Genomic DNA, 23,681 nt, shown 5'->3' on the forward strand with positions numbered 1-23,681 from the left:
GGTCCGGAATTGTTTCAGGCGCGGCCAAGCTTTTCCGCGCCGCCGCCGAGCGCCGGCCCGGCCGTCGGGTCCTCATCCTCGGCAAGATCGCCGATCAGTGTCTCGGTGGTCAGGATCAGCGTCGCCACGGAGGCGGCATTGGCCAGCGCGGTGTAGGTGACGCGGACAGGATCGATGATCCCGGCTTCGAACATGTTCTGGTAGCTGCCGGCGGATGCGTTATAACCGTAGCCGCCGTTGATGCGCGTCACCTCGGCTACCACGGCTTCGGGATCGGCGCCGGCATTGGCGGCGATGCGCCAGAGCGGCCGTGTCAGCACCGACCGGACCAGGCGCACGCCTTCGGCGACATCGCCGTCGACACCGGTCGCCACCTTGTCGAGCAGCGGCGCGATCTGGGCCAACGCCGAGCCGCCACCGGCAACCACGCCCTCCTCGGACGCCGCGCGCACCGCATTCAGCGAATCCTCGATCAGCTGGATGGTCCGCTTCTGCTCGACCGGCGTGACGCCGCCGGCATAGAGGATCGCGGTACCGCCGGAGAGCTTAGCCAGGCGCTCGCGCAGCTTGTCCTGCTCGATGTTCGGCGGCGCGGCCTCATACTGCCGCTGCACCTGCGCGCGGCGCGCCGCGATCGCGTCATGGTCGCCGCCGCCGCGAATGATCGAGGTGTAGGATGAGCTGGTTTTCACCCGGTCAGCGGTCCCAAGATCGTCGACTGTGATGTCCTCCAGCCGGCCGCCGAGGTCGCGGGCTATCACCCTACCGCCGGTGATGATCGCCAGGTCCTCCATCATGGCCTTTCGCCAATGGCCATATTCCGGCGGATGGACGACAAGGTATTTGCCTGGCCCCTGCTTGCCGAGCAGCGTGACCACAACTTCCGGCGACACTTCCTCGGACACGATCAGCAACGGGCGCCCCGCCTCGTCGGCGATACGGCGCGCAGTCTCCAGCGCCGTGGGCTCCTTGATCTTGAGATCGGTCATCAGGATGAAGGGCCGCTCGAGCACGGCCTCCATCTTCTCCTGGTCCGTCACCATGTGATGCGAGAGGTAGCCGCGGTCGAAGGACATGCCCTCGACCACGTCCAGCGTGGTCTCGGTGGTCACGCTGAAATCGGTGGTGATGACGCCTTCCGCGCCAACGCGCTCATGCGCTTGCGCCACCAGCGCGCCAAGCTTGGCATCGGTCGCGGCGATGTTGGCAACCGAGGCGAGGACGCCATTGCCCTTGGCGGGCTTGGCCGATGCCTTGAGGGCCGTCACGACCGCCGCAACGGCAAGGTTGATGCCCTTGCAGAGATCGACTGATTTGGCGCCGCGCTCATTGGCCTCGATGCCGCCCTGGATCAGCGCGTTGGCGAGCACGATGGCGGTCGTGGTGCCGTCGCCGGCGACCTCGTTGGTCTGCATCGACACCTCGCGGACGACCTGCGCGCCCATGTTCTCGAAACGGTCATGCAGCTCGATCTCGGAAGCGATGCTGACGCCGTCGCGGGTCACCATAGGCGTTCCGATCGGCCGGTCGATCATGGCGTTCATGCCTTTGGGACCGAGCGTCGGTTCGACCGCCGCCGCCAGCCTGAACACGCCACGGGCAAGGGCCCGGCGGGCCTCGGAATTGTGAAGCATAATTTTAGGCATGATTCCTCCTTCCGCCTTACGGGCGGGTTGTTGGTTGGGGGCCTCGTGCGAGGGAGGCCGTTGCTTTCGACGCTGCTTAGACGGCCGGCGCGTTTCGCGCCGGCACGCGATCCATGATGAAGTCGACCAGCGTCGGCTCGCCTTCGACCACGCTCAGTTCCTTGTATCTTGTCTGCTTGAGCCCACGGCAAAGCGCACCGTTGAACTCCATGTTGACACGCACACCGCGCAACTCGGCGAGATGGGCACTGAGCGCGGCAGGCGGAATTTGCCGCCCTTCCCAGGTGACGAAGACGGGATCGTCCATACGGCGATCGGGAAACCGCTCCAGCAGCGCTGCTCGGTACCGTGGCTTCTGCATGGCCGCCTCGCCCGGCTCGAAGCTGGCGGCATCGTATGCCGGCAGGTCCATGCCGAGGATTTCGACATCCGTCAGGCGGTGCTGCCGAAGTCCGCGCAGGACCGCTTCCTGGCGGCGCTTGAATGCCTTCATCCTGAAGGTTTCGCGCACGGCGCCGAGATCCGCGTCTGCGGCTAACTCGGCGAATATGTCGCCGAATGCCTTGCCGGCTTCGATGCCGCGATTGACCTCCTCCGCGAACATATGATCGTGCAGTTTCACGCGATAGGCGGGCGACCAGGAAAGCTGGTCGAGCGCCTTGCGGACGCCGTCGAGCATGAGGAAAGCGAAGTTGGGCGAGCACCAGTAGGTCGGCAGGCGGAAATCGACCTCCACGCTGCCGTCGCCCGTCATCTCGGCGCGCTCGACGAAACCCATCTCGGTGATCGGCTCGTCGAGTTCCGGGTCATTGACCTCGCCAAGGCGCCGCCAGAGTTCCTTCTCGCGGCTGTCGGAAACGCTGGCGGTTGCCATGGCCCTACTCCGCCGCGATGCTGAAGGGCGAACTTGCGAGCGCCTTCTTCTTCGCTTCGACGTCGATGTTGTAAAGGCGCGCGGCATTCAGCCCGAGGATCTTCTCCTTGATCTCGTCGGTCAGCTGCACGCCGCGTTCCGCGGCGATATCCTCGGGGATCTGATACGCCCAGAATTTCTCGACGAGCCAGCGCGGCGTCCAGATCGCATAGTCGGAGCCGAACAGGATCTTCTCCGGCCCGATCCAGAACAGCAGCTCGGCAATGACCTCGCCGAAATAGCGCGGGCGCGAATGGATGAAGGGCAGCGCCACGGCAAGGCCGCCATAGACATTGGTTTCCTGCGTCGCGATCCAGCAGAAATCGTCGAGGCGCGGCAGGCCGCAATGCTCGATGATCCAGTTCAAGCCCTGGAAATCCGTCGCTGCGTGGTCGACGTCATGCACGTCGAACGCGTCCTTGCTGAGCGGGATGATTGTCGGGCCCTTGTGGACGTGAATGTTTTTGATGCCGAGTTTTTCACAGAGCTCGAAGCACCTGTAGGCATCGGGATCGGTGAGCTTCCAGCCCTTGGAGGCGCCATTCCACTCGGCCGTGTACATCTTCACGCCCTTGACGTCATAAGTCTCCTTCATGAAGTGGATGTATTCCAGCGCCTTCTCGCCGTCGCGCGGATCGAAGGACCCATTGATGATGAAGCGCTCCGGGTAGCGCTTGGCGACCTCCGCGTTGCGCTCGATCGTGTTGAACCCGTTCTTGTAGAAATCCTTCAGATAGGTCGACTGGACGATCGCCACGTCGTCCGGACCGTCTATGAACAGGTCGCGATAGAGATCGTCGGCGCTGTATTTCTCGAACTTGCCCTTCTCCCAAAGCTGCTCCTTCGGGCTCAGTCCCGTATGATAGGCGTAGAAGCAGTCGATGAACTGCTTGCCGTGGATGTTCCTTTGGTTCTCCGGGCTGCCGTCCCAGAAATGGGTGTGGCCATCGACCACGAAAATGTCTTTGCCTTCAGGTGTCCTGTACATTCTTGCCTCCGCAATCGTCGCGTTGATGCCGTCCTGTTGATGGAGTGGGCGCGCCGCGATCGGGCGGCGCGCCGGTGCCCGGCTTCCTCAGATGTATTCGAAGACCTCGTCCATGTTCCCGAACAGGATCACGGTGTTGTCGTCGACGCGCACCATGCGGCCGTAGTGGGTAGAGGTGTTGACCTCGAAGATCTCGGCGGTCATGTCGCGGCCGAGATATTCGCTGATCTCGTCCATCTTGAAGATCAGCTTGCCGTTGCCGTCGATGCGGATCATGGCCGGCTGGTAAGTGACGATGACCCCCGGCTTCTTGCCCATGAATTCGGCGATGGCGCGCGCCTCGACCGAGTCGTTCATGGTGACGCCGCACTGGTGCGAAATCGTCTGCTCAAAGGTGATGTCCTTCATCGATTTGAAGATGTTGGACTGCGAGGCGTCGCGTGCTGCTACTGACATGTTGGTCTTCTCCCTGTTCAGCGCTTGAGGCCGAGTTCGCCGAGGATCTGGCCGATCCGTTCCTCGGATTGGGCGCGAACGTCGGTGAAGGAAATCGGCTTGGAATGCGGCATCGACCAGATCGGCTGAAGGCCGGTGGCTGCCTTGTCGGCAAGCGCGCCGTGCTTGTTCACCCAGCCCTGGAAGAGCTTCCTGTTCGCCGCGCCATGCTTCTCGTCATTGGCAAGCAGGTAGGCCAGGTCGATGGTGTTGGCGAGGTTGCGCTCGTAGTCGGCTTCGGCCGCCGAGATCACCGGCGGTGTGATGAAGTCGTGGTTGGCCGCCGCAGCCTGCATCAGGAAGCCGGAGCGGAACAGTTCGCCGACCAGCGGTTCGAACACGATGTTGATGGCGAAGTACTGTTCCAGATAATCGGTCGTGCCCATGATGGTTTCGACCGCCTCGCGGGTGCCCTGCCAGACACCGTCCTCCAGCCAGTGCTTCTTGCCGAGTTCGTCGTCCCAGCCGGCGATGTCCATGCCGATCTCAGCGAGATAGAGCGTGATGTCCTGGGCGAGCCTCAGCTTGTAGGAGGAATTGGTCAGCGTGGCGTTGTTGATCATCTGCGTGTAGCCGTAGCGCTGCGCCTGCATCAGCGAAGTGCCTAGGCCGAACTCGGCATGTTTCCACGCTCCGAGATGCGCCTGCAGGAGCTTGGCCCACACCCTGTCGAAGGTCTTCGGCGCGCCTGCGCGGCGGGCATTGGTGATGACGCTCTGCACCATCGTCTCGATTTTCGACTGGCGCTGATAATGCGTGCGCTCCCACTCCTGGTCGGGAGCCCGGAAGGCATGCCAGTTCGAGCTCTTGGCAGCCGTATTGTCCTTGATGTAGGCGCCCTTGCCGTTCGAGAAGGAGATGATCCAGTCCTGGATCAGGTAGCGCTCGGGGTCGGGCTGCACGTCGACCGTGACGTCCTCGTAATGGGTGGCGCGCTGGCCTTTCGGATCGAAATACCGATATTTGCGGCTGTCGGAATCGGCGAAGATCGCGGCTCCCGCGGCTCCCGATCCGACTGAACTCGACGTTGCTACCATTGTCTTCACTCCCTTGTTGCAGTTGCTTTGGTGTCGCTGGCTCCGGGCCGTCTCAATGGCTCGGGGTGGCGCTGGACGACGTGGTGAACCGGTCGAAGAAGATGCGTTCGCTCTCGAAGCCGTTCATGAACAGGACCGGCTGCAGCGCATCGATCATGGGCGGCGGACCGCAGGCGTAGACGTCGCCCTGCCCGTCGACCGCCAGTTGCTTGAGCTTGGCATCGACGCTCTGGTGGACGAAGCCGCGCTCGCCGTCCCACGCCTCGCCATTCACATGCGACAGCACCGGGATGAAGTTCAGCTCCGGGTGGCGGCCGGCAAGCTCGGCGATCCTGTCGAGATAGAACAGGTCGGTCGGGGTCCGCGCGCCGTAGAAGAAGAACACGTCCCGCTTCTCGCCGCTCTTCAGGTGATCGTTGAGGATCGACCAAACCGGCGACATGCCGGAGCCGGCGCCGACCAGGATCAGGGGACCTTGCCGTTCCTCCCGCCGGAAGCAGGTTCCATAGGGTCCGGCGACAGTGACTTCGGCTCCGACGCGGATGCCTCCGGAATCAAGCTCTCCGGAGAACTTTCCTTCGGGATATTTCTTGATGATGAAGGAAAGTTTTTGGGTTTGGTCCGGCGTATTTGCCATGGAGAACGAGCGCGTAATCGTCTCCCCTTTTTGCGTGGTGACCGTGATGTCGACATATTGCCCAGCCCAGAATTTTATCGGCGAGCCGAGCTCGATCTCGATGCCGCGGATGTCATGGGTCAGATGTTCGAATTTTGAGATCCGGCCTTTGAATGTCTTCACCGCGATTGATTTCGCCAGCACCTCCTCGTCGTAGTTGAGAAGCTCGACATGCATGTCGGAATAGGCGATGGACCGGCACAGCAGGATGTGCCCGGTATCCTTCTCCGTGTCGTTGAGGGCGAAGGTCGAGTATTTCAGCATGTCGACCTCGCCTTCGAGCAGCACGCATTTGCAGGCCGAGCATTGCCCTTCCTTGCAGCCATGCGGCAGCGCAATGCCTTGGCGGAATGCCGCGTTCAGGACCGTCTCGCCGTTTTCGACCTCGAACTCGACGCCGACCGGCTCCAGGCGCACGGTGTGAGCACCAGTCATCGATAACCTCCCAATTCCTCTCCGGCCCGTCCGCAGGACAGGAGATGGCCTTCCTCTGGAATGTCGCGGGGGTCGGAACCCGGCCCCCGCGCTCGTATGGTCAGTTGAAGGGCGTGATCGTAAAGCCGGCCCGATACTCGGCCAGGTGCTTCTCACGATCGGCCGGCGACATGCCGCGAAGCGCCTTGAGCGGCGATCCGAGGATGTTGCCGCGCACATCGTCGAGCGTCCACTGCTCGTCGGCGCCGAAGCGCAAATGCGGCTGCGGGATCAGCGTCTTGCCGTCGGAACGGACGAAGTTGAGGTCCTTGATCGCATCGGCGAGATCCCAGCCGTCATAGAGCGTCTCCCACTCGCGCTTGCCGCTGAAGCGGCCCATCGCGGGCGTCGGACGGCCTTGATACTCGTCGGCAAAGGCTTCGACAGCGGTCCAGCGGTCGAGCTCGTGGGCGAAGGTATGCAGCTGCCCGTCGATCTCGTCGACCACGATGTCCTCGCGGATCAGGCAAGGCACCAGGCAGGACCAGCAGCGATGCGGATAGACGTAACCGACATCGCTGTTGAACAAGAGCACCTTCTCGCCCTTGTGGCTGAGCTTGGCATACCATTTCCAGAAGTCGCCGAACTCGGCGTACCAGCCCGGATATTTGTGCTCGAACCACTCGAAGTCCTTGTCGGTCTGGGCCTCGATGCGCCAGAAGTTCACCGGCCAGCCGACCGCGAAGAACTGGCCGACCTTGTGGACGTAGTTCTTCTTGGTGATGCGCTCCCAGGCTGCCTGGACATCGTCATGGTGGATCTTGATGCCGTACTTCTCGAGCGGCAGCATGTAGGTGCGATAGTAGTCTTCGTAGATCCAGCGGTGCCACATCTCCGCGTAGGATTCCTTCGACTTGTCGCGATTGGTGGTGCCGTATTCGATGAAGGTGCCGATTGCGGCATCGACGATGGCGTGGTTCTGCCAGAAGGCGTAGCGCATGTCGCGCTCGAGCAGCAGGTGGTTCTCAGGCTCCTTCAGCGCGGCCATCAGCAGCGAGTGGCCGTTGCCGATGTGCCGGCTCTCGTCGGACTGCACCGAAAGGAACACGGTCGGCAGCGCGTAATCGCCGTTGCGGGCCGCCTCCGAGGGCATGGCGACGAAGAGCGTGTTGGTGAACGCCGTCTCGGCCACGACGGTCAGGTACATGCACGCGGCCGTCATCGTGTCGCCGGTGATGAAGCCTTCGCCGAACTGGCGGCCGATGGTCGTCGCATAGCACTTGCCGAAGGCTTCCTCGGTGATGTCGAAGCCCGCCGGATCGATGTAGTTCTCCATGTACCACTTCTTCAGGTTCATCTGGATCGTGGAGTGGCGGAACTCGTCGACCATCTGCATGGTGAAGCCGGTCCTGAGATCCTCGCCCGGCGCCAGCCGCGCCACCATCGCCATCGAACGGGCGGCGGAGATTTCCGGGAAGGGAATGATGGCGAGGAAGAGCTTCATCCATTCCACCCAGCGCGGCTCGACATTGCGGAACATGTCGCCGCGAAGAGCGGCATCGAGCGCGCCATAGACGCGGTTGTCCTTCTCCTCCTGCATGGGGAAGTAAGAGCGCAGCACCTGCTTCATCGGATCGCGCGGCGCCTTGGCGATCTTGTAGTCGGTCGGAAACGTCATCGCTTCCTGGACATAGGTCGGGTTCCAACCGAGGTCGGAAATCTTCTTCGTCGCCTCGCCTACGGAAATGCCGCGTTGCGAGGTAATCTTGTTGAGCGTCAAAGACGACATCGTCATAAGCCTCCACCAGGTTTGAGCCGCGGATCCTTGATCCGGGCGTGAGACGGCAAACAGCGCCGCCAGTGAGAGTGCGAACGGCACGACAAAGGGTTGCGCATTCAGGCGCGACCGACGGCCGGCTGTTCAAGTGGATCGCGGCAAAGGTTTGTGAGGGGTCTGGCGCGGCTCGCTACGCCAACCGCACTTGCGATGGCGTATCGAAGCGGACCTGCTTCCTCCGTTCCTTCGTTCTTTTAGCATCGCGACGAGAGCGCGATGGGCTTCTTATGGAAATAGACAAAGCAAGCGCCGTGCCAGTCTGGAAATAAGGGCGCATCCGGCCGCTGGGAACAACCCACGCGCATTTCGACGGCAGAGATCGCCATCAACTGTAACGTTATTTTACAATTGTAACTTACGGCTGTAATGATTTTCTTCTATTCGCAATCGCAATATATTTACTTAGCATCTGCAGCATGCAGAAAAATACACGCCATCTATTCAATTCTTCTGGTCTCTCTATTATTTCAACGTGACGGCCCATGCGGCTCAGCAGGAGAGAGGCTATGCCGAACGACAGGGACAACCGGAGCCGTCCGCCGCCAACATCCGATCTGTCCGACGGCGTTGCCGGCGATCTGGTAAGGCTGATGCCCCGTGATCTGGTGTTTGTCATGCGTTTCATGGGCGAGAGCCAATTGCGCCTGCAGAGCCACTTCCAGAGCTTCATCCGGGCCGAACTTGCGGCCGGCGGCGTCACCGCCGAAACGCATCCGATGATCCATCTGTTCATCGAGAGCCACGCCATCCTGCTGCGCGACTTCGTATTTTCCGGCGTTTCGCTGTCGCGCCAGTTCCGCGTCGAAGAAATCGAGCGCCTCACCGGGGACACGACTGCGATGATGCGCGTCGACATCTGGGACCAGCTCAAGAGCCACATCGAGACGGCCGAAAAGCAGTTCCAGTCACAGGCCGGCACACTGCCCGGGCTGCTGGCGGCATTCGAGCAACCGCCAGGTCCGGTGCCTGGAAACGAAAAGTGACAGGAGGGTCCGATGGGGCAAACCGAAAGCCGTGACGCGCTGCTCGCCCGCCGCCTCGATCTCGTCGCGAGCGTCTGCGCGCTCACCGCCGAGGCGCAGCGTCTCAACCAGAAACTTGCCGGCGTCGAGATGGATGTGCTGCGCCTGGAACTCGAGATCGGCAGACGCGGCACGAACGCGCAACTGGTGCAGGACTTGCATGAAGCCGAGGAGAGTGCCGCGGCATTCAGGAACGCATGCACGGCGTGCGAGGAACGTATCGCGGCCGCCGAAGGTGACATTGACGATGTCGACCGTCGCCTGGCGAAGACCGTGAACTGACGAAGGGAGTGGCCATGAACCAGCACGCGATACAGAACCTCACCTTGTTCGACCTGCTGGCGAGAAGCTGGTGCCGTCCATCGGCGATCGCCGATCTGCGCTTCAGCGCCGATGGCTCGACCGTCGCCTTCACGTGCATCGATGGAACGGTTGCCATAGCGGCAGTCGCGGACCAGGAACCGCCGGAGCAGCGGATCAGGGTGAGCGGCGATCTCGGCCAAACGACGATCCGCCCAAGGGAAAAGCCGCCGGTGCCACTGGTAGCGACCGCCGTTCTGGCTGACGGCGATGTTCCGCTCGCAAGCTATCTTGGGTCCGACTTTCTCGTCGGGACGGCGGCCGGCGATGTGGCCCGGCTGAACGCGGACGGCTCTGTGATGGAGACGCTGGTCAAGATCGCCGGACCTGCCGTCGCAATCGACTATAGTCCTCGGTCGGGCATGGTGGCCGTCAGCAGCGGGCAGGACATCTTTTTGGCGCGCGGCGGGATCGAAGCAGTGAGGCTGCAACGCGACGCGCCACCATCCACGGACGCGCTTGCCTTCTCACCAGGCGGGAGGAGGCTTGCCTGTGGTCAGGAGCACGGGTTGTCGACCTGGATGGTCGAAGGCGAGCCCACCCCGATGCGCGATTTCGCCTTTTCAGCCCACCCGATGTCAATTTGCTGGAGTGGCGACGGCGCCTGGCTGGCCTGTGGGCTCGAAACCGGAGGCCTTGCTCTGGTCAGCGCAAGTGATGACCGAACTGCAATCGTGGCGGGATTCCCATCGTCAGTCCGGACGGTATGCTGGAGCGCGCCGGGGGACGCGCTGTTTGCGTCGGGCGCATTCCGGATTGCCGGCTGGTCGATGACCGCGCCGCCACTTGACGGCGAAACCTCCGGCGCTCTGGAGACGGGCCGCGCCGGGTTGGTTCCGGTCGAGGCCGTGGCCGCCCATCCGCAGAAGAAACTGATTGCGGCCGGCTATGCCAACGGTCGGATCACCATCGCCCAGATCGGAACGCGGGACGAACTCCTCGTCAGACCCCTGGGCAGCGCGGTGACCGCGCTTGCTTGGTCCGGCGACGGACGGCACCTGGCGCTAGGCGCCGTCGACGGTACCGCCGCGATCATCACCTTTCCCGCCCAGATGTTCAAATAGGCCAATGCGGGCCGCAAGCGACAGGAGAAGAAGGATGCAGACCGAACTTACCCCTGAGGACAAGAGCAAGGATGAATTCTTCGAACGGCTCGCCAAACTGTCGGAAGAAATGGTCGCCAAGCACGGTAAGGATTTCAGCATGGGCGCGCTGGTGCTGGCTGCCCGCTGGATTGCCGAGAACCGTGTCGGTCAATTGAAGACCAATTGACCATCAAGACGCTCGTGACAGGTCGCGCTCCAACATCAGCTCCTCGAAATTCGCTGGAAAGATCGAAACAGCCTATTGTCTCGAAAGGTGCTGTGCCGACCAAACTTCCGAAGCGGCGATCGAGGGGGGTTCGAGCCTACGTTTTGGGCCATATCTCTCAGCCCAAGGCGCTGAAGAGGTCGGCGACGCTCTGAGGAGCCTCGGGTCCGAAGAACCGAGTGAGGTTCTGCGCGCTGGTTTGCGCGACGCTGGTGCTGCGAGGGAACAGACGCTGTTCGTATTCGGCGATGGCGGCTTCGTTGTCGTTTTTGACGGCGATCGCAACAGCCAGCTCAGCGGCGTCATACATCGCCAAGTTGGCGCCTTCACCAGCGAAGGGAGACATTAGGTGCGCGGCATCGCCGAGCAGCGTTGCGCCTGGCACGTGGCGCCAGCGATGGTCGACCGGCAGCGCGTAGATCGGCCGTATCACGGGCGAGATATCGGTGTTTGTGATCAGCGCGACCAGCGGTGCGGCCCAACCGTCGAACTGCTCGGCGACCCGGGCGAGACCGGCGCGTGCCTCCGTGAAGTCGATGCTCGATGCCCAGCTTTCCGGCTTGTTGATCGCGACATAGACGTGAACACTGCCGTCCGCGTTGCGATGGGCAAGAATGCCCTTGCCCGGCGCCACTGCCATCAGCGTGCCTGTGCCGATGATCTCAGCGTTTGCGACGCTGCGCGGATCGTCCGCCGACAGATGCGTCTCGATGAAGCAGGTCCCGGTATATTCAGGCTTCGTCTGGGACAAGAGCGGCCGCACCCTCGACCATGCGCCATCGGCGCCTACGAGCAGCGACGTCGTCGTGCCAGTGCCGTCGACGAATCGGAGCTCGTTTCGGCCGTCGCCTCTCGACGACACCGACGCGACCTTGTGTCCCCAATGGATCGTGCCCTGCGGCAGGGCATCGATCAGCATCTTCCGCAGCTCACCGCGGTCCACCTCCGGGCGCTTGCTGAAGGGATTACCGGGCTTGTCGAGCAGCACTGTGCCATCTCGATCGACGACGCGCTTCGCGTCCTCGCTGGGACGCACCAGCCGCTCGAACTGCTCGAACAGACCGGCCACCCTCAGGGCATGCTGGCCGGTAGCTTCATGCATGTCGAGCAGCCCGCCCTGCACGCGGGCGCTGGGCGATGCCTCTGCCTCGTAGATCACGGCGGCGATGCCATTGAGATTGAGAATGCGGGCCAGGGTGAGGCCACCCAAACCTGCGCCCACAATCGTGATGGGATACTGCATAGCGCGCTCCATGTCTTGCGATCCGTGCCGACGGAGCACGAAATCGGGAGCCCAATCTGTCGTCAGGCTCGTGCTGTTGGAGCCGCTGGCCGACCGCGAAACGGTCGGCGTATGCGCGAAGCCCAGTGATGCGGGCGTCGTTTTTCGCGACGTGCAGGTCTTACGGCTTTGCACCCGACAACGCAAGTCGGGTGTCTGCTTCGCCCAAGCTCGACGTTGGCGCCCTCGTCGGCTTCAACGATCGGGGGCCGACGTCCATGCAGGCCGCCGACATTGTGGTGCGACTTGATTGTCACCGACGGGCCGCCCGAGAAGGAGACGCTCTCGACGACCGGCTGGGCGTCTGCCCCCGGCACGCGGAAAGTACCGAAGCCGAGCCGAGGGATTGCGACGCCCCTTGTGATGATGGTGTCCATGAACTCGCTTTTCTGAGTTGATGCTTCGGGGGGACGCTGCCCCGCCGGTGTTTTGTGCCCGCAGGCTATCGACCTCAGCCAGCCGCCTCGGGGCAGTTCTGGCCGACGAGGTCCGTGATAACGTCTTCGAGTGTCACGGTACCTTTCATCGCCGACCTGCCGTCGTCGCGGAACGCGATCCAGCCCTCGTTGAAGCCGTCGATCATGCGAATTCGGGGCAGCGGATTGCGCGTGCCTTGCCCGCGGAAGAGCGCTTCCCAACTGTCGCGCGTCACGATCTCGACCCGCACCGGATGGTCCAGCGCCTTGGCGAAGGCATGGGCGAGGTCGTTTGGCGACACGCGCTGAGGCCCTTCCAGCTCGACGATCCGCGTTCCGGTCCAGTCCTCGCGCAAGAGCGCAGCTGCGGTGCGCCCGACATCCTGCGTCGCGACCATCGGGAAGGCCTTGTCGGCTGGCTGCAGGCAGCTGCGCAGCACGCTTTCATCACGCGCGGCGGCAACGTCCCACAGCGCATTCTCCATGAACCAGGCGGGCCGAAGGAAGGTTACCGGCAAGTCGAGCTCGCCGAGCGCTTCCTCAAGCAGGGTGCGCTGGGTCAGCAGGTTCTCGTGCGCAGCGTCGGCGCCGATGGTCGACAGGCACACCACCTTGCCGGGACGGGCCGCGATGAGGGCCGCCACCAGCGCCGCGATCACGCGCCGCGCCTCGGGAAAGCCTGGCTCGGGATCGAATTCCGACGGCGGCAGGATGAAGACGCCCTCGACACTGCGGAAGGCGGCTGCGAGGCCCTCCGCATCATTCATCTCGGCAAGGGCGACCTCACAGCCCTGTCTGATCCATGGCCCAGACTTAGCCTCGTCGCGCAAGACGGCGCGGACGGAAAGCCCGTCGGCAAGCAAAGTGCGCGCCAAGGCGCCGCCGACTTTGCCGGTGATTCCGGTGATTGCAAACATATCGGTTCTCCTTTGGTTGGGATCGCGCCGGCTCAGGCGAGTCCGGCATAGAGCTCGCGCTCGAAGGCACCGTAGAGGGCGACGACCCGCTCGTCGTAAAAGGGCAGGATCTGTGTGAAGAGCGCGCCGGTGACATGCTTGACCGGATCGAGCCAGAAATAGCAGTTGAGCAGGCCCGCCCATGAGATGCTGCCCGCAGAGCGGCCGTTCGGCCCAGGCTGCGTGTTGATGTCGAAGGAGAGGCCCCATTTGTGCGGCTGGCCGGGGAATTGGTCGAAGCTGCGCGAATAGGACGGATGCGCCGAGCGCATCTCGTGGACGTTCAGTTCGCTGATCTGGTTCTGCATCATCAGCGAGACCGTCTCCGGACGGAGGATACGCGCGCCATTTAGCGTCCCGCCGTTCAACAGGGCCTGCAGGAACGTCATGTAGTCGCGCGGGGTCGAGAAGGCGCCGCCGCCGCCCATGAAGAATTCCGGCCGCTGCGGCATCTCAAACGGCGCCGGCTCCAACCCGCCATCTGCGCGCCGGTTCTGGAAGGTGGCGACATGCTTCTTCTGTTCGCTCCCGATCAGGAAACCGGAGTTCCGCATGCCGAGCGGCGCGAAGATGTTTTCGCGGAAATAGACTTCCAGCGACTGGTCCGAGACGGCTTCCACCAGCTTGCCGACCCAATCCATGCTGATGCCGTATTCCCAGCGTTCGCCGGGATCGAATTCGAGCGGCGCCGTGAAGGCGGCATTCTTGCAGGTGGCGATGTCGGGCATGCCGGTGACCTGCTCGTAGCGGCTCAGCGCCTCGCTCCAGATCGAATAGGTGAAGCCGGAGGTGTGGGTAAGCAGATGCCGCACCTTGATGGCGCGTTTGGCGGGGCGCAGGCGCGGCGCACCGTCGGCGGCGAAGCCTTCAAGGACCTGGGGCGCGGTAAGTTCGGGCAGATACTTGGCCGCGTCGTCATCGAGGTCGATGCGGCCCTGTTCGATCAACTGCATGCAGGCGGTGGCCGTGAAGGCCTTGGTCATGGAGAGCAGCCAGAACACCGTGTCGGCCGTCATCGGCGCGCCGGTCGCAACGTTCGACCTGCCGAAGCTGCCTTCGTAAACGAGGCCATTGCGGGTGGCTGCCATGGCGACGACGCCGGCGACGTCGTCACGGGAGACGCCGGCGCGCAAGGCGGCGTCGATTGCGCTCACGCTCAGAAGGGATGCGACGGGCTTCGTTGCAGCCAGAGCGGGGCTCACGGTGTCGAGCGCCAGAATGGCACCGAGCAGGCCTCCGCGCCGGAGAATGGTTCTGCGTGTCAACTGGTTCATGACTGGCTCCTTTGAAGGTTCTCAGGAGCGCGGCCGATGGCTGCTCACCTGACAATGGAGCCGTGTGTATGCCGAGATATAACGTGATTCACGCGCATTAAGATCAGTGCTACGGTGACTCAAAATCATTGCGTTTTCGAGGTGGCGTCCGTTAGTGGACGGTAAGGAGAAGGAATGGTTTTCGACACGCGGCTCCTCACCGGCGTCGGCGTCCTTGCGGCGGTGACGGAGGCCGGGAATTTCGCCCGGGCGGCCGAAATGCTCGGCGTAACGCCCTCGGGCGTGAGCCGGGCGGTGGCGCGCCTGGAAGCGAGGGTCGGCGTCCGCCTCTTCGACCGCAATCCGCGCGAGGTGAGCCTCACCGAAGAAGGGCGGCGCTTCCATGCGCAGGTAATGCCATTGCTTGCCGGCCTCGACGAGGCGGCAGCCGAGGTGACAGGTGCCGCTGCGGTCGTGCGCGGCAGGCTGCGCGTATCAGTCGATCCCTGGTTCGCGCGCATGGTGCTCGCGCCGACGCTTAGGCAGTTCCTGGCACGCTATCCAATGCTGCAACTCGACCTGTCCACAAGCAACTATCGCGAGGAGATGATGGCGGGGATAGACGTCGCGGTACGCTTCGGCCCCCCGGACGATTCAAGGCTCATCGTACAAAAACTCCTCGAAACGCCGATCCTGACGGTCGCCGCGCCGGTATATCTCGATCGTCATGGCGAGCCGCGCTCGCCTCATGACCTCGTCCATCACGAGGCTCTGCTCTTCCGCGATCCTCAGACGGGACTGCCGTTTCCGTGGGAATTCTATCGCGGCGGCGAGATCGTTGAGGTCAAGGTCACAAGCCGCCTGGTGCTCGACGATCCTTCCGTCGCGGTCTCCGCCTGCGTGGCGGGTCAAGGGGTGTTCCAGAGCCTTGCCGTGGGTCTCGCGCCCTTCATGGCACGCGGCGAATTGGTGCGGATTTTGCCGGATTGGTCGGAGGAGCTTTATCCACTCTATGCCTACCATCCCTCGCGCCATCTACCCCCTGCAAAGGTCAGAGCGTTTCTGGACTTCATCCAAGAGGTCGCTGCCGGATTGTGATTTGCTTTTATTTAACGCGCCCACTTCGGGCTATCGCCGTTAGATACTGCGAATATTAAGCCTGCGAGGAACTTTGGTTCTGCCGCGCCCTCTTGCCGAGATAGAGCTCCTGCATGACCGACGACTGTTGCAACTCTTCGATGCCGCCTGAGGCTACGATGCGCCCGGAATTCATGAGATAGCCTTGCTCGGCCACCGAGAGAGCCAGTCCGGCGTTCTGCTCGACGAGCAGCACCGCGGCGCGGAACTTCTCGCGCACGTCGATGATGATGCCCTGCAGCTCCGAGACCAGCAATGGCGATAGCCCGAGCGACGGCTCGTCGAGCAACAGGATGCGTGGCCTGGCCATAAGGCCGCGCGCGATGGCCAGCATCTGCTGCTGGCCTCCGCTGAGCGTCCCGGCCTTGGCGCCGCGCTTCTTGGCAAGGATGGTGAAATAGCTTTCCATCAAGGCGACGTCGGCTTCGATAGCGTCCCGGTCCTTGCGGCAGTAGGCGCCGAGCAAAAGGTTCTCGCGCACACTCATGTCGGCGAACACGCGGCGGCCTTCCGGCACCATCACGATGCCGAGCGTTGCTTTTTCGTCGGCGTGAAGCTTGGTGACGTCGCGGCTCTCGAAGGTCACCGTGCCGCGCCGCGGCTTCACCAGGCCGGCGATGCAACGCAGCAGCGTCGTCTTGCCGGCGCCGTTGGGTCCCAGAATGGTGACGATCCCGTTTTGGCCGACCGCGAGCGAGACGTTGCGATTGACGGCGACGGGCCCGTAGCCGGTGTCGACATGCTCGACGGCAAGCAGGCTCATGACGCGGCCGCCTTCTTGTCGGGACCGAGATAGACCTCGCGGACCTTGGGATCGGCGAGCACCTCGCCCGGCGGACCTTCGGCGATCTTCGTGCCGAAATCGAGCACGATGAGGCGGTCGCAGAGGTCGGCCATCATGTCCATGTCGTGATCGATGAGGCACACGCCGATGCCTTGCGGCGGCAGCTGCGCGATGACCGCCGCGAAGGCCTGGGCTTCGCTGTCGTTCAGCCCGGCGCCGGGCTCATCCAGGAGCAAGAGTTCGGGCGACACACCGAGCGCGACGGCCAGCCCAAGGCGTCTCAGGCTGCCGAAGGGCAGCGATCCCGCAATCGCCTTGCTAAGCGGCGCCAGGCCGACAAACTCGAGGATCATGCCCGGTGACGCCCAGCGGCCGTTTCCCCTCCTGCCCTGCTCCCAGGCGATCCGGACGTTCTCGTCGACGGTCAGGCCCGGAAACGACATCGCCTGCTGGAACGTCCGCACCAGCCGCTTTCGCGCGATGCGATGCGCGCCGATATTGGTGATGTCCTGCCCATGCCAGAACACCGTGCCGCCGGTCGCCGGATGGACGCCGGTGACGACGTTGAACAAAGTTGTCTTGCCGGAGCCGTTAGGGCCAACGATACCGACGACACGGTCGGTGTCGATGTCGAGATCGATGCCGTTGAGCGCGACGACGCCGCCGAACTGCTTGCGCAGGCCCCTCACCTCAAGCGCGGCCATTCGAGCCTCTTTGCTTTTGCGTCTCGGAGCCGCCGGTGATCGCGCAGTAGATGTTCTTGATGCCGGCGCCGACGCCGCCCGGCAGCAGCAGGATCACCAGGAGCAGACAGACGCCGTAGGCGATGCGGGAATCGACCGGATCGAGGTTCAGCACCTCGGGCAGGAAATTGACGACGACCGCGCCGATCAGCGGCCCGTAGAGATAGCGGGCGCCGCCCAGCATGACCATCAGCGCGAGGTAGAGGCTGGGAAAGGCGCCGAACAGGGTCGGCGAGATGTGGCGCAGATAGTAGAGCTGCAGCACCCCGGCGAGGCCCGCGAACAAGCCCGAGACCATCAGCACGCCGAGCTTGTGCAGGTCGACATTAATGCCGACCGAACGCGCCAGTTGCTCGTTCTCGCGGATGGCCCGCAACGTCCGCCCGTAGCGCGAATTGCCGATGAGATAGGTTGCCACAACCGCCAGGAACAGCGCCGCCAGGACCAGGTAGTAATTGTTGGAGAGCTTGTCGAAATTGATACCAGGCAAGGGTGTCACCGAGCCGACGTCGAGGCCGGTCGCGGATCCGGTGAAGGTGCCGCCATTGGTCAGCACGATGACGAACAGCGCGCAGAAGCAGAAGGTGATGATGATGTAATGCTGGCCGCCGACCCTCAGCGTCGGCAGGCCGATGACGCCGCCGACGATCGCCGACAGCGCCATGGCGAAGGGCAGCGATGCCCACAAATCCAGGCCGAGCTGCACCGACAGGATCGCCGAGGCATAGGCGCCGACGCCCATCAGCGCCGCATGGCCGACCGACATGATGCCGGCCTGGCCGAACTGCAGGCCGAGGCCGTAGAGCCCGATCGCCGTATAGAGCGTGGTGATGGCGATCGACAGGAAGCGGTAGCCGAGGCCGAGCCAGGGCAAGGCGATGAGCAGCACCGCCAAAAGGATGGCCGTGATCGCCTGGACGCCGGCCGGCAGGGGAACGGCGGCGTTGTCCGCCGTCAGAAGCGCCAGGCGATCCCGTGCTCTGGCGCCTTCTGGCGCGGCGCCTGTCTTGCCGGCGCTGTTGTCGGTCACTGGCATCGACATCTCACGATGCCTTGGGGCCGAGCGTGCCGCCGAGCAGGCCCTGCGGCCGCAGCACCAGGATCAGGATCATCACGACCAGCGAATAGGCGTCGGTCCATTCCGGATAGCCGTAGCCGGCGCTGAGACCGTCGACCAAGCCGAGCACCAGGCCGCCGACGACCGCGCCGCCGACATTGCCGAGGCCGCCGATCAGCGAGACGGCGAAACCACGGATGATGATGACGCTGCCGGTAAACGGTGTGATCGGAAACAGCGAGATCATCAAGGCGCCGCCTATTCCGGCAAGCAGGCTGCCATAAATGAAGACGCCGGTGACGTAGCGGCGCACCGGAATGCCCATCAGCTCGGCGGTGTCGCGGTCCGCAACGCTCGCCCGCAACGCCATCCCATAGCGGCTGCGCGAGATGCCGAAATAGGTGATCGCCACGATGATGGCCGTTATCGCGACGACGATCGCGCGCATGGCGATGATGTCGACGCCGCCGATCGTCCAGACCAGGCCGACCGGGTCGGTGATGCTTTTCTGGAATTCGTTGAACACGCGGATGACCGCATGCTGCAGGATGACGCTGAGGCCGATCGACATGATGAAGCCGTTCATCGGCCGGTTGAGCGTGAAGCGGAACAGGCATCTTTCGGCGGCAAAGCCGAGTGCGCCGACCAGCAGCCCGGCGAGCACAAGGGCCACGAAGAAGTTCATGCCGGCGCCGACCATAAACCAGGTCGCCATGCCGCCGACCATCAGGAACTCGCCATGTGCGAAATTGACGATGCCGGCGAGACCGAAGATCAGCGTGATGCCGATGCCGATGAGAATGGTGACGCTGGCAACCGAGAGGCTGTTCACCAGTTGCTGCACAAAAATGTCCATCGTCGTATCCGGGTGGCGAGCCTGCAAGGGGAGGATGGACGGAACCTCGCCGCCCATCCCGATGTCGGATTTTGTCGCGGGCCGGCTCAGCCGCCGTTGTCGCCGGGCGGCGGAGCGGCCGGCGGCTGCTCGACCGCGCATTTGAACTGGTCGGATGTGTTGGGCTCGACCATGCAAACCTCGGTCGCGAAGGTGACCTGGTGGTGCTTGTTGAACACAAGCGGCACCGGCGACACGACGCCCTTGTAGTCCGACTTCAGGAGCTCCGCGACCACCGCGTCCGGATCGTCGATCTTGCCGACCTTCTCCAGCGCCTTGGCGTACCAGAAGAAGTAATCGTAATAGAGCAGCGAGACTGAGGACTGCGGGCCCTTGGCGGCGCCGAGGCCGAAATACTTGTCGAAATACTGCTTCACTTCGGGGTATGGCGATGAACCCCAGCAGACCGGCACGCAGCTCAGCGTCACCGGCACATCCGCCTTCAGGCTGCGCTCCTGATAGATGCCCGGATCGACGCCGAACAGGAAATAGGACGGCGCCACGCCGAGCTTGAGAGCTTGCGGGAAGGCGGTGAGCGTGGAGTCGCCATTGTACCAGAAATGCACGATGTCGGGCTTCATGCCCTTGATGCGGGTGAGCAGCGGCGAGAAGTCGGTCGTGTCCGGCGGATACTGCACCAGGTCGACTTTCTGGCCTTCCGCCTCGAGCGCCTTGACATAGTGCGAGGACAGATACTGCCCGGTCGCGTCATTGCCGACGAACACCACCGAATGCTTCGGCGGCGACTTCAGCTGCGGCGTCAGAAGCGAGAGCACGCCCTTGGCGGTGCTGCCGCTGCGCTGCCATTCCTGCGGCTCGCTCTGGAACGTGTAGTGGAGCCAGCCATCCTCGGCGACGGCCTTGTCGTCGAGCACGGCGCCGAGCGAGCTGTTGCCGGAAAACTGCAGGACCTTGGCCGGGCCGGTGATCTTGGCCATGGATACCGAGAAGTCATGCGTCTCGGTGCCCCAGATCGCCTTGACGCCGATGTCGTTGACCAGCTCGCGCGCGGCCGCGATGGTGACGTTCACATCCGTGCGGTTGTCGCGGATATAGAGCTTGATCTTGTAGGTCTTGTCGCCGACCTTGATGCCGCCGGCGTCGTTGATCTGCTGCGCCGCCAGGTTGGCGGCGCCGACGATGGTGTTGCCGGCCGAAACGAACGAGCCCGACTGCGCGGCGATGACGCCGATGGGCAGCTCCTCGTCGGCGCGGGCCGTCTGCAAAGCCATGGCGAGCCCCGCGGCCGCGATGGTCAATCCAAGTCCTAGCTGTCTCATGCATGTTCCTCCCGTTACATGGTCAACTTGTCATACAACCCTATTACCATGTAACACTGGTGTCAACATGACCACGGCCTCGAAGCGAGCGGTAGAGAAGGGTCACCCCGCCCTTTTGTTCGTCCTTTTCTGATCTCAGCGTGGGCGAGTAAGTTCATTGCAGTCGGTGCGCGGCGCTGGACAAAGATGCCCAACGCAGAGACATGCGCAGCGATCATGTGCTGATGAATGTGGCCCGGCAACCGCAAAGGCGGGAGGACTCAGAGCCTTGCCGCCGTCACAGCGACAAGCGGTAGGCCTCGACGGCGGAAGCGCCAAAAATCTGCGAACGTTCCTCTTCGGCCAGCCCGGCAAGACACTCGCCAAGGGTGCGTTTGACCGTCTGATAGTCGGCTGCGACCAGGCAGACCGGCCAATCCGAGCCGAACAGGCACCGCGACGGGCCGAAAATGGAAAGGACCTCGTCCACATAGGGCTGCAGGTCCTGGCTTTTCCAGTGCCGCCAGTCGGCTTCCGTGACCATTCCGGACAGCTTGCACCAGACATGGTCGCGATGCGCCTTGAAGCCCTGCATCAGTCCGGCCCACGGCTCCATCGCGTGCTGCGCAATGCGCGGTTTCGCGATGTGGTCGACGATGAAACGCAAATTGGGATGCCGTTCCGCCGTCTCCAGGGCAGCGGGGATTTGCGGCTCCTTCAACAGCAGGTCATAGGCGAGCCCCGCTTCGGCGACAGCCGCCAGCCCGCGCTGGACATCGGCGCGCAGGAGCCAGTTCGGATCCGCCTCGTTGTGCACGAGGTGACGGATGCCGACCAGGTAACGGCCATCTGGCCGCGCCTTCAGCTCGGACAGCGTGGCCGCCACCTCGGGATCGGCGAGGTCCACCCATCCCACGACGCCAGCGACGAAATCGGTCCGGCTGGCCGTCTCAAGGAATGCGCGTGTCTCGTCGAGCGAATGCCATGTCTGGACCAGGATGGTCCTGTCCACGCCGGCTGCGGCAAGCGCCGGTCTGAGGTCGTCGGGCTCAAACACGCGACGTATGGCGGCGTAGTCCTCCGTCATCCAGCCGCAGGATCCATCCGCCGGATCCCAGAAATGCTGATGCCCATCGATGATCAGTTGCTTACCAGCAACCAGGGGCCGACCGGCTGTCATGGCGCTCACCAGCGCTGGTGGACGGAGGCCTTGATGCGCCGCTCATAGATGTCGGCGATGCGCTCCATCAATTGCGGCGACAACGCCGGCAGGTCGGACGCGGCGGCGTTCTCTTGCGCCTGCCTGACCGACTTGGCGCCCGGAATGGTGACCGTCACCGCCGGGTTCATCAGGATCCAGCGCAGCGCCCATTGCGCCATGGTGGCGCCTGGCGGCAGCAGCGCCCGCAATTCCTCGACCGCTTGCAGGCCTTCCTCGTAATTCACGCCGGCGAATGTCTCGCCGACGTCGAAGGCCTCGCCCTGCCGGTTGTAGCTGCGGTGGTCCTTGGCGCTGAAGCTGGAATCGCTCTTGAACTTGCCGGACAGGAGCCCGCTGGCCAGCGGCACCCTGACGATGATGGCAACGTCCTTCTGGCGCGCCATGTCGAAGAACAGTTCCGCGGGCCGCTGCCGGAAAATGTTGTAGATGATCTGGACGCTGACGACGCCGGGATATTGCAGCGCCTTGATGCCTTCCTCGACCTTCTCGACGCTGACGCCGTAGTGACGGATCTTGCCTTCCTCGACCAGCTTCTCCAGCGCATCGAAGGTCTCGGGCTGATAGAAGACTTCTGTCATCGGACAATGAAGCTGCACCAGGTCCAGCACGTCGACCTCGAGATAGCGCAGGCTGCGCTCGACGAAGCTGGTCAGGTTCTGGCGATTGTAGCCTGCGGCGACATGCGGGTTCAGCCGCTTGCCGGCCTTGGTGGCGACCATCGGCCTCGCGCCGCCCCGCCCCTTCAGCGTCTTGGCGATCAGCTTTTCCGCCCGGCCGTCGCCATAGACATCGGCCGTGTCGATCATCGTCACGCCTGAATCGAGCGCCGCATTAAGCGCCGCGATGGCGTCCTTCTCCTCGACATCGCCCCAATCGGCCCCGATCGCCCAACTGCCGAAGCCGATTTCCGACACTTGCCAGCCGGTGCGGCCAAATCGCCTTTGATGCATAGAAACCACTCCTCAAAAACCGCGTCCTCTTGACGGGTCATGCCCGCAGGAATATCAGATCGCATACTTGTATGACAACCCTGTAAGCATTCAAAACGTGACCAGGGGGTAGCACCGGTTTTGGGTTTATCGGAAGACTGGAGGGCGGAATGTCTCTGGCATTCGCGCATGCCGCCGATCAATGCCGGCCTGGTTTAGAACGCAAGGCCATAGCCGCTGCCTATCCCGGCAGGCCGTGCGCCGGTCGGGTGCGCTCGGCTGATCTACCTCAGATGTCCGGCGCCGTCTCGGAGCTGCTCGAAGCGCTTGTAGGAACGGGAAAGATGCAGCCGCATCGCTCGCTGCGCCGCCTTGGCGTCGCGTGCCGCGATGGCATCATGGATCGCCCGGTGCTCGCGCCGCGTCCGCTCGAAATGCCGCTCGCGCTCGTCGGGCTCCATCTGGTCGAATTGCGTCCATTGGCGCGGGATCATCGCAGTGCCGAACGTGTCGAAGAGCCGGCTGAAGTAGGCGTTGTGCGAGGCGAGCGAAATCGCCCGATGGAAAGCCGCATCCTCGGTCGCGGCGAGACCCGTTTCGGCGATCGCCCGGTCGATTGCGTCGAGCTGCTTAGCCATAAGACCAAGGTCCTTGGCGGTGCGGCGCGTGGCCGCCAGCGCCGCCGCTTCCGCCTCGACGCCCATGCGCAGTTCGAGCACAGCCAGGATATCGTCGATCGATTCGACATCTGTCGGCACAATGGAAAAGGTCTTGGGCGGAGGTTCCTGCGCGACGAAGGCGCCCAGACCCTGCCTCGTCGTTATCAGCCCCCGCGCGCGAAGCGAGGCCAGCGCTTCGCGAACCACCGTCCGGCTCACACCCGTCGCATTGACGATCTCCTGCTCGGTGGGAAGCCGCTGGCCAGGGGCCAGATCGCCGGCCTCGATCTGCGCGGCAAATTTCTCCACCAGTTCGCCCCTGAGATTGGGGGACTGGCGAATGGCGCCGAACATTGCTCCCTGGCGATCCGTCATCGGAAAACCGGCCTC

Annotated in this window: 23 protein-coding genes; 5 read left to right on the forward strand and 18 right to left on the reverse strand. The window is 63.4% G+C overall.

All coding sequences use genetic code 11. The features are described from left to right. Positions 1 to 14: 14 nt before the first annotated feature. The 7 genes from LB526_RS00950 to LB526_RS00980 form a co-directional block, all read right to left on the reverse strand. Positions 15 to 1,646 (reverse strand): molecular chaperone GroEL, encoded by a 1,632-nt coding sequence (locus LB526_RS00950; protein WP_140839148.1) that lies wholly within the window; start codon positions 1,644 to 1,646, stop codon positions 15 to 17. Between the two features lie 76 nt (positions 1,647 to 1,722). Beyond that, complete coding sequence (locus LB526_RS00955; protein WP_224625722.1) at positions 1,723 to 2,520, reverse strand: iron-sulfur cluster assembly protein; 798 nt, start codon at positions 2,518 to 2,520, stop codon at positions 1,723 to 1,725. Between the two features lie 4 nt (positions 2,521 to 2,524). Continuing rightward, positions 2,525 to 3,547 carry an amidohydrolase family protein gene (locus LB526_RS00960; RefSeq protein WP_224625724.1) on the reverse strand — a complete coding sequence of 341 codons (1,023 nt, stop codon included), beginning with the start codon at positions 3,545 to 3,547 and terminating at the stop codon, positions 2,525 to 2,527. Positions 3,548 to 3,634: 87 nt separating this feature from the next. Then, positions 3,635 to 4,003 carry an MmoB/DmpM family protein gene (locus LB526_RS00965; protein WP_112097527.1) on the reverse strand — a complete coding sequence of 123 codons (369 nt, stop codon included), beginning with the start codon at positions 4,001 to 4,003 and terminating at the stop codon, positions 3,635 to 3,637. Positions 4,004 to 4,020: 17 nt separating this feature from the next. Further along, complete coding sequence (locus tag LB526_RS00970) at positions 4,021 to 5,079, reverse strand: aromatic/alkene monooxygenase hydroxylase subunit beta (protein ID WP_224625726.1); 1,059 nt, start codon at positions 5,077 to 5,079, stop codon at positions 4,021 to 4,023. 52 nt (positions 5,080 to 5,131) lie between these two features. Further along, entirely contained in the window at positions 5,132 to 6,190 is a 1,059-nt protein-coding gene (locus tag LB526_RS00975) for an NADH:ubiquinone reductase (Na(+)-transporting) subunit F (protein WP_140839155.1), read from the reverse strand. A gap of 100 nt (positions 6,191 to 6,290) precedes the next feature. Then, positions 6,291 to 7,964 (reverse strand): aromatic/alkene/methane monooxygenase hydroxylase/oxygenase subunit alpha, encoded by a 1,674-nt coding sequence (locus LB526_RS00980; protein WP_224600592.1) that lies wholly within the window; start codon positions 7,962 to 7,964, stop codon positions 6,291 to 6,293. Positions 7,965 to 8,512: 548 nt separating this feature from the next. Between LB526_RS00980 and LB526_RS00985 the strand changes: the two genes are divergently transcribed. The 4 genes from LB526_RS00985 to LB526_RS01000 are packed head-to-tail and all read left to right on the forward strand — an operon-like array spanning position 8,513 to position 10,660. After that, entirely contained in the window at positions 8,513 to 8,989 is a 477-nt protein-coding gene (locus LB526_RS00985) for a hypothetical protein (protein ID WP_224600591.1), read from the forward strand. Between the two features lie 12 nt (positions 8,990 to 9,001). After that, complete coding sequence (locus LB526_RS00990; RefSeq protein ID WP_140839161.1) at positions 9,002 to 9,310, forward strand: hypothetical protein; 309 nt, start codon at positions 9,002 to 9,004, stop codon at positions 9,308 to 9,310. Between the two features lie 14 nt (positions 9,311 to 9,324). Beyond that, complete coding sequence (locus tag LB526_RS00995) at positions 9,325 to 10,452, forward strand: WD40 repeat domain-containing protein (RefSeq protein WP_224625727.1); 1,128 nt, start codon at positions 9,325 to 9,327, stop codon at positions 10,450 to 10,452. Between the two features lie 34 nt (positions 10,453 to 10,486). After that, positions 10,487 to 10,660, forward strand: a complete 174-nt coding sequence (locus tag LB526_RS01000; RefSeq protein WP_181174704.1) for a hypothetical protein — start codon at positions 10,487 to 10,489, stop codon at positions 10,658 to 10,660. A gap of 157 nt (positions 10,661 to 10,817) precedes the next feature. Here LB526_RS01000 and LB526_RS01005 read toward each other — a convergent pair whose 3' ends face one another. The 3 genes from LB526_RS01005 to LB526_RS01015 all read right to left on the reverse strand — a co-directional run bounded on the left by LB526_RS01005 (position 10,818) and on the right by LB526_RS01015 (position 14,627). Further along, positions 10,818 to 11,942: an FAD-dependent oxidoreductase gene (locus LB526_RS01005; protein ID WP_224625730.1), complete on the reverse strand. Its 1,125-nt coding sequence runs from the start codon at positions 11,940 to 11,942 to the stop codon at positions 10,818 to 10,820. A gap of 490 nt (positions 11,943 to 12,432) precedes the next feature. After that, complete coding sequence (locus LB526_RS01010) at positions 12,433 to 13,314, reverse strand: NmrA family NAD(P)-binding protein (protein WP_224625732.1); 882 nt, start codon at positions 13,312 to 13,314, stop codon at positions 12,433 to 12,435. A gap of 32 nt (positions 13,315 to 13,346) precedes the next feature. Beyond that, a complete protein-coding gene (locus LB526_RS01015; protein WP_224625733.1) occupies positions 13,347 to 14,627 on the reverse strand; it encodes a serine hydrolase domain-containing protein in 1,281 nt (426 codons plus the stop codon). A gap of 174 nt (positions 14,628 to 14,801) precedes the next feature. Here LB526_RS01015 and LB526_RS01020 point away from each other — a divergent pair, with 174 nt between their 5' ends. Beyond that, the gene (locus LB526_RS01020; RefSeq protein ID WP_224542969.1) at positions 14,802 to 15,704 is read left to right on the forward strand and encodes a LysR family transcriptional regulator; all 903 of its coding nucleotides are present in this window, start codon (positions 14,802 to 14,804) and stop codon (positions 15,702 to 15,704) included. Positions 15,705 to 15,759: 55 nt separating this feature from the next. Here the strand turns inward: LB526_RS01020 and LB526_RS01025 are convergent, their stop codons facing one another. The 8 genes from LB526_RS01025 to LB526_RS01060 all read right to left on the reverse strand — a co-directional run bounded on the left by LB526_RS01025 (position 15,760) and on the right by LB526_RS01060 (position 23,666). Then, the gene (locus LB526_RS01025) at positions 15,760 to 16,506 is read right to left on the reverse strand and encodes an ABC transporter ATP-binding protein (protein WP_224625734.1); all 747 of its coding nucleotides are present in this window, start codon (positions 16,504 to 16,506) and stop codon (positions 15,760 to 15,762) included. After that, positions 16,503 to 17,231 (reverse strand): ABC transporter ATP-binding protein, encoded by a 729-nt coding sequence (locus LB526_RS01030; protein WP_224625735.1) that lies wholly within the window; start codon positions 17,229 to 17,231, stop codon positions 16,503 to 16,505. Before LB526_RS01030 ends, LB526_RS01025 begins: the two co-directional genes overlap by 4 nt. After that, positions 17,218 to 18,306, reverse strand: a complete 1,089-nt coding sequence (locus tag LB526_RS01035) for a branched-chain amino acid ABC transporter permease (RefSeq protein ID WP_224625736.1) — start codon at positions 18,304 to 18,306, stop codon at positions 17,218 to 17,220. The genes LB526_RS01030 and LB526_RS01035 overlap by 14 nt, the downstream gene beginning before the upstream one ends. A gap of 7 nt (positions 18,307 to 18,313) precedes the next feature. Then, complete coding sequence (locus LB526_RS01040) at positions 18,314 to 19,183, reverse strand: branched-chain amino acid ABC transporter permease (RefSeq protein ID WP_095768602.1); 870 nt, start codon at positions 19,181 to 19,183, stop codon at positions 18,314 to 18,316. A gap of 86 nt (positions 19,184 to 19,269) precedes the next feature. After that, complete coding sequence (locus LB526_RS01045; RefSeq protein ID WP_224523109.1) at positions 19,270 to 20,502, reverse strand: ABC transporter substrate-binding protein; 1,233 nt, start codon at positions 20,500 to 20,502, stop codon at positions 19,270 to 19,272. Between the two features lie 277 nt (positions 20,503 to 20,779). Then, a complete protein-coding gene (locus LB526_RS01050) occupies positions 20,780 to 21,661 on the reverse strand; it encodes an amidohydrolase family protein (protein ID WP_224625737.1) in 882 nt (293 codons plus the stop codon). 5 nt (positions 21,662 to 21,666) lie between these two features. After that, positions 21,667 to 22,653 carry an aldo/keto reductase gene (locus LB526_RS01055; protein ID WP_140839181.1) on the reverse strand — a complete coding sequence of 329 codons (987 nt, stop codon included), beginning with the start codon at positions 22,651 to 22,653 and terminating at the stop codon, positions 21,667 to 21,669. A gap of 263 nt (positions 22,654 to 22,916) precedes the next feature. Continuing rightward, the gene (locus tag LB526_RS01060) at positions 22,917 to 23,666 is read right to left on the reverse strand and encodes a FadR/GntR family transcriptional regulator (RefSeq protein ID WP_224625738.1); all 750 of its coding nucleotides are present in this window, start codon (positions 23,664 to 23,666) and stop codon (positions 22,917 to 22,919) included. Between the last annotated feature and the right edge of the window lie 15 nt (positions 23,667 to 23,681).

It is taken from the genome of Mesorhizobium sp. CA6 (assembly GCF_020165035.1).
GTDB lineage: Bacteria > Pseudomonadota > Alphaproteobacteria > Rhizobiales > Rhizobiaceae > Mesorhizobium.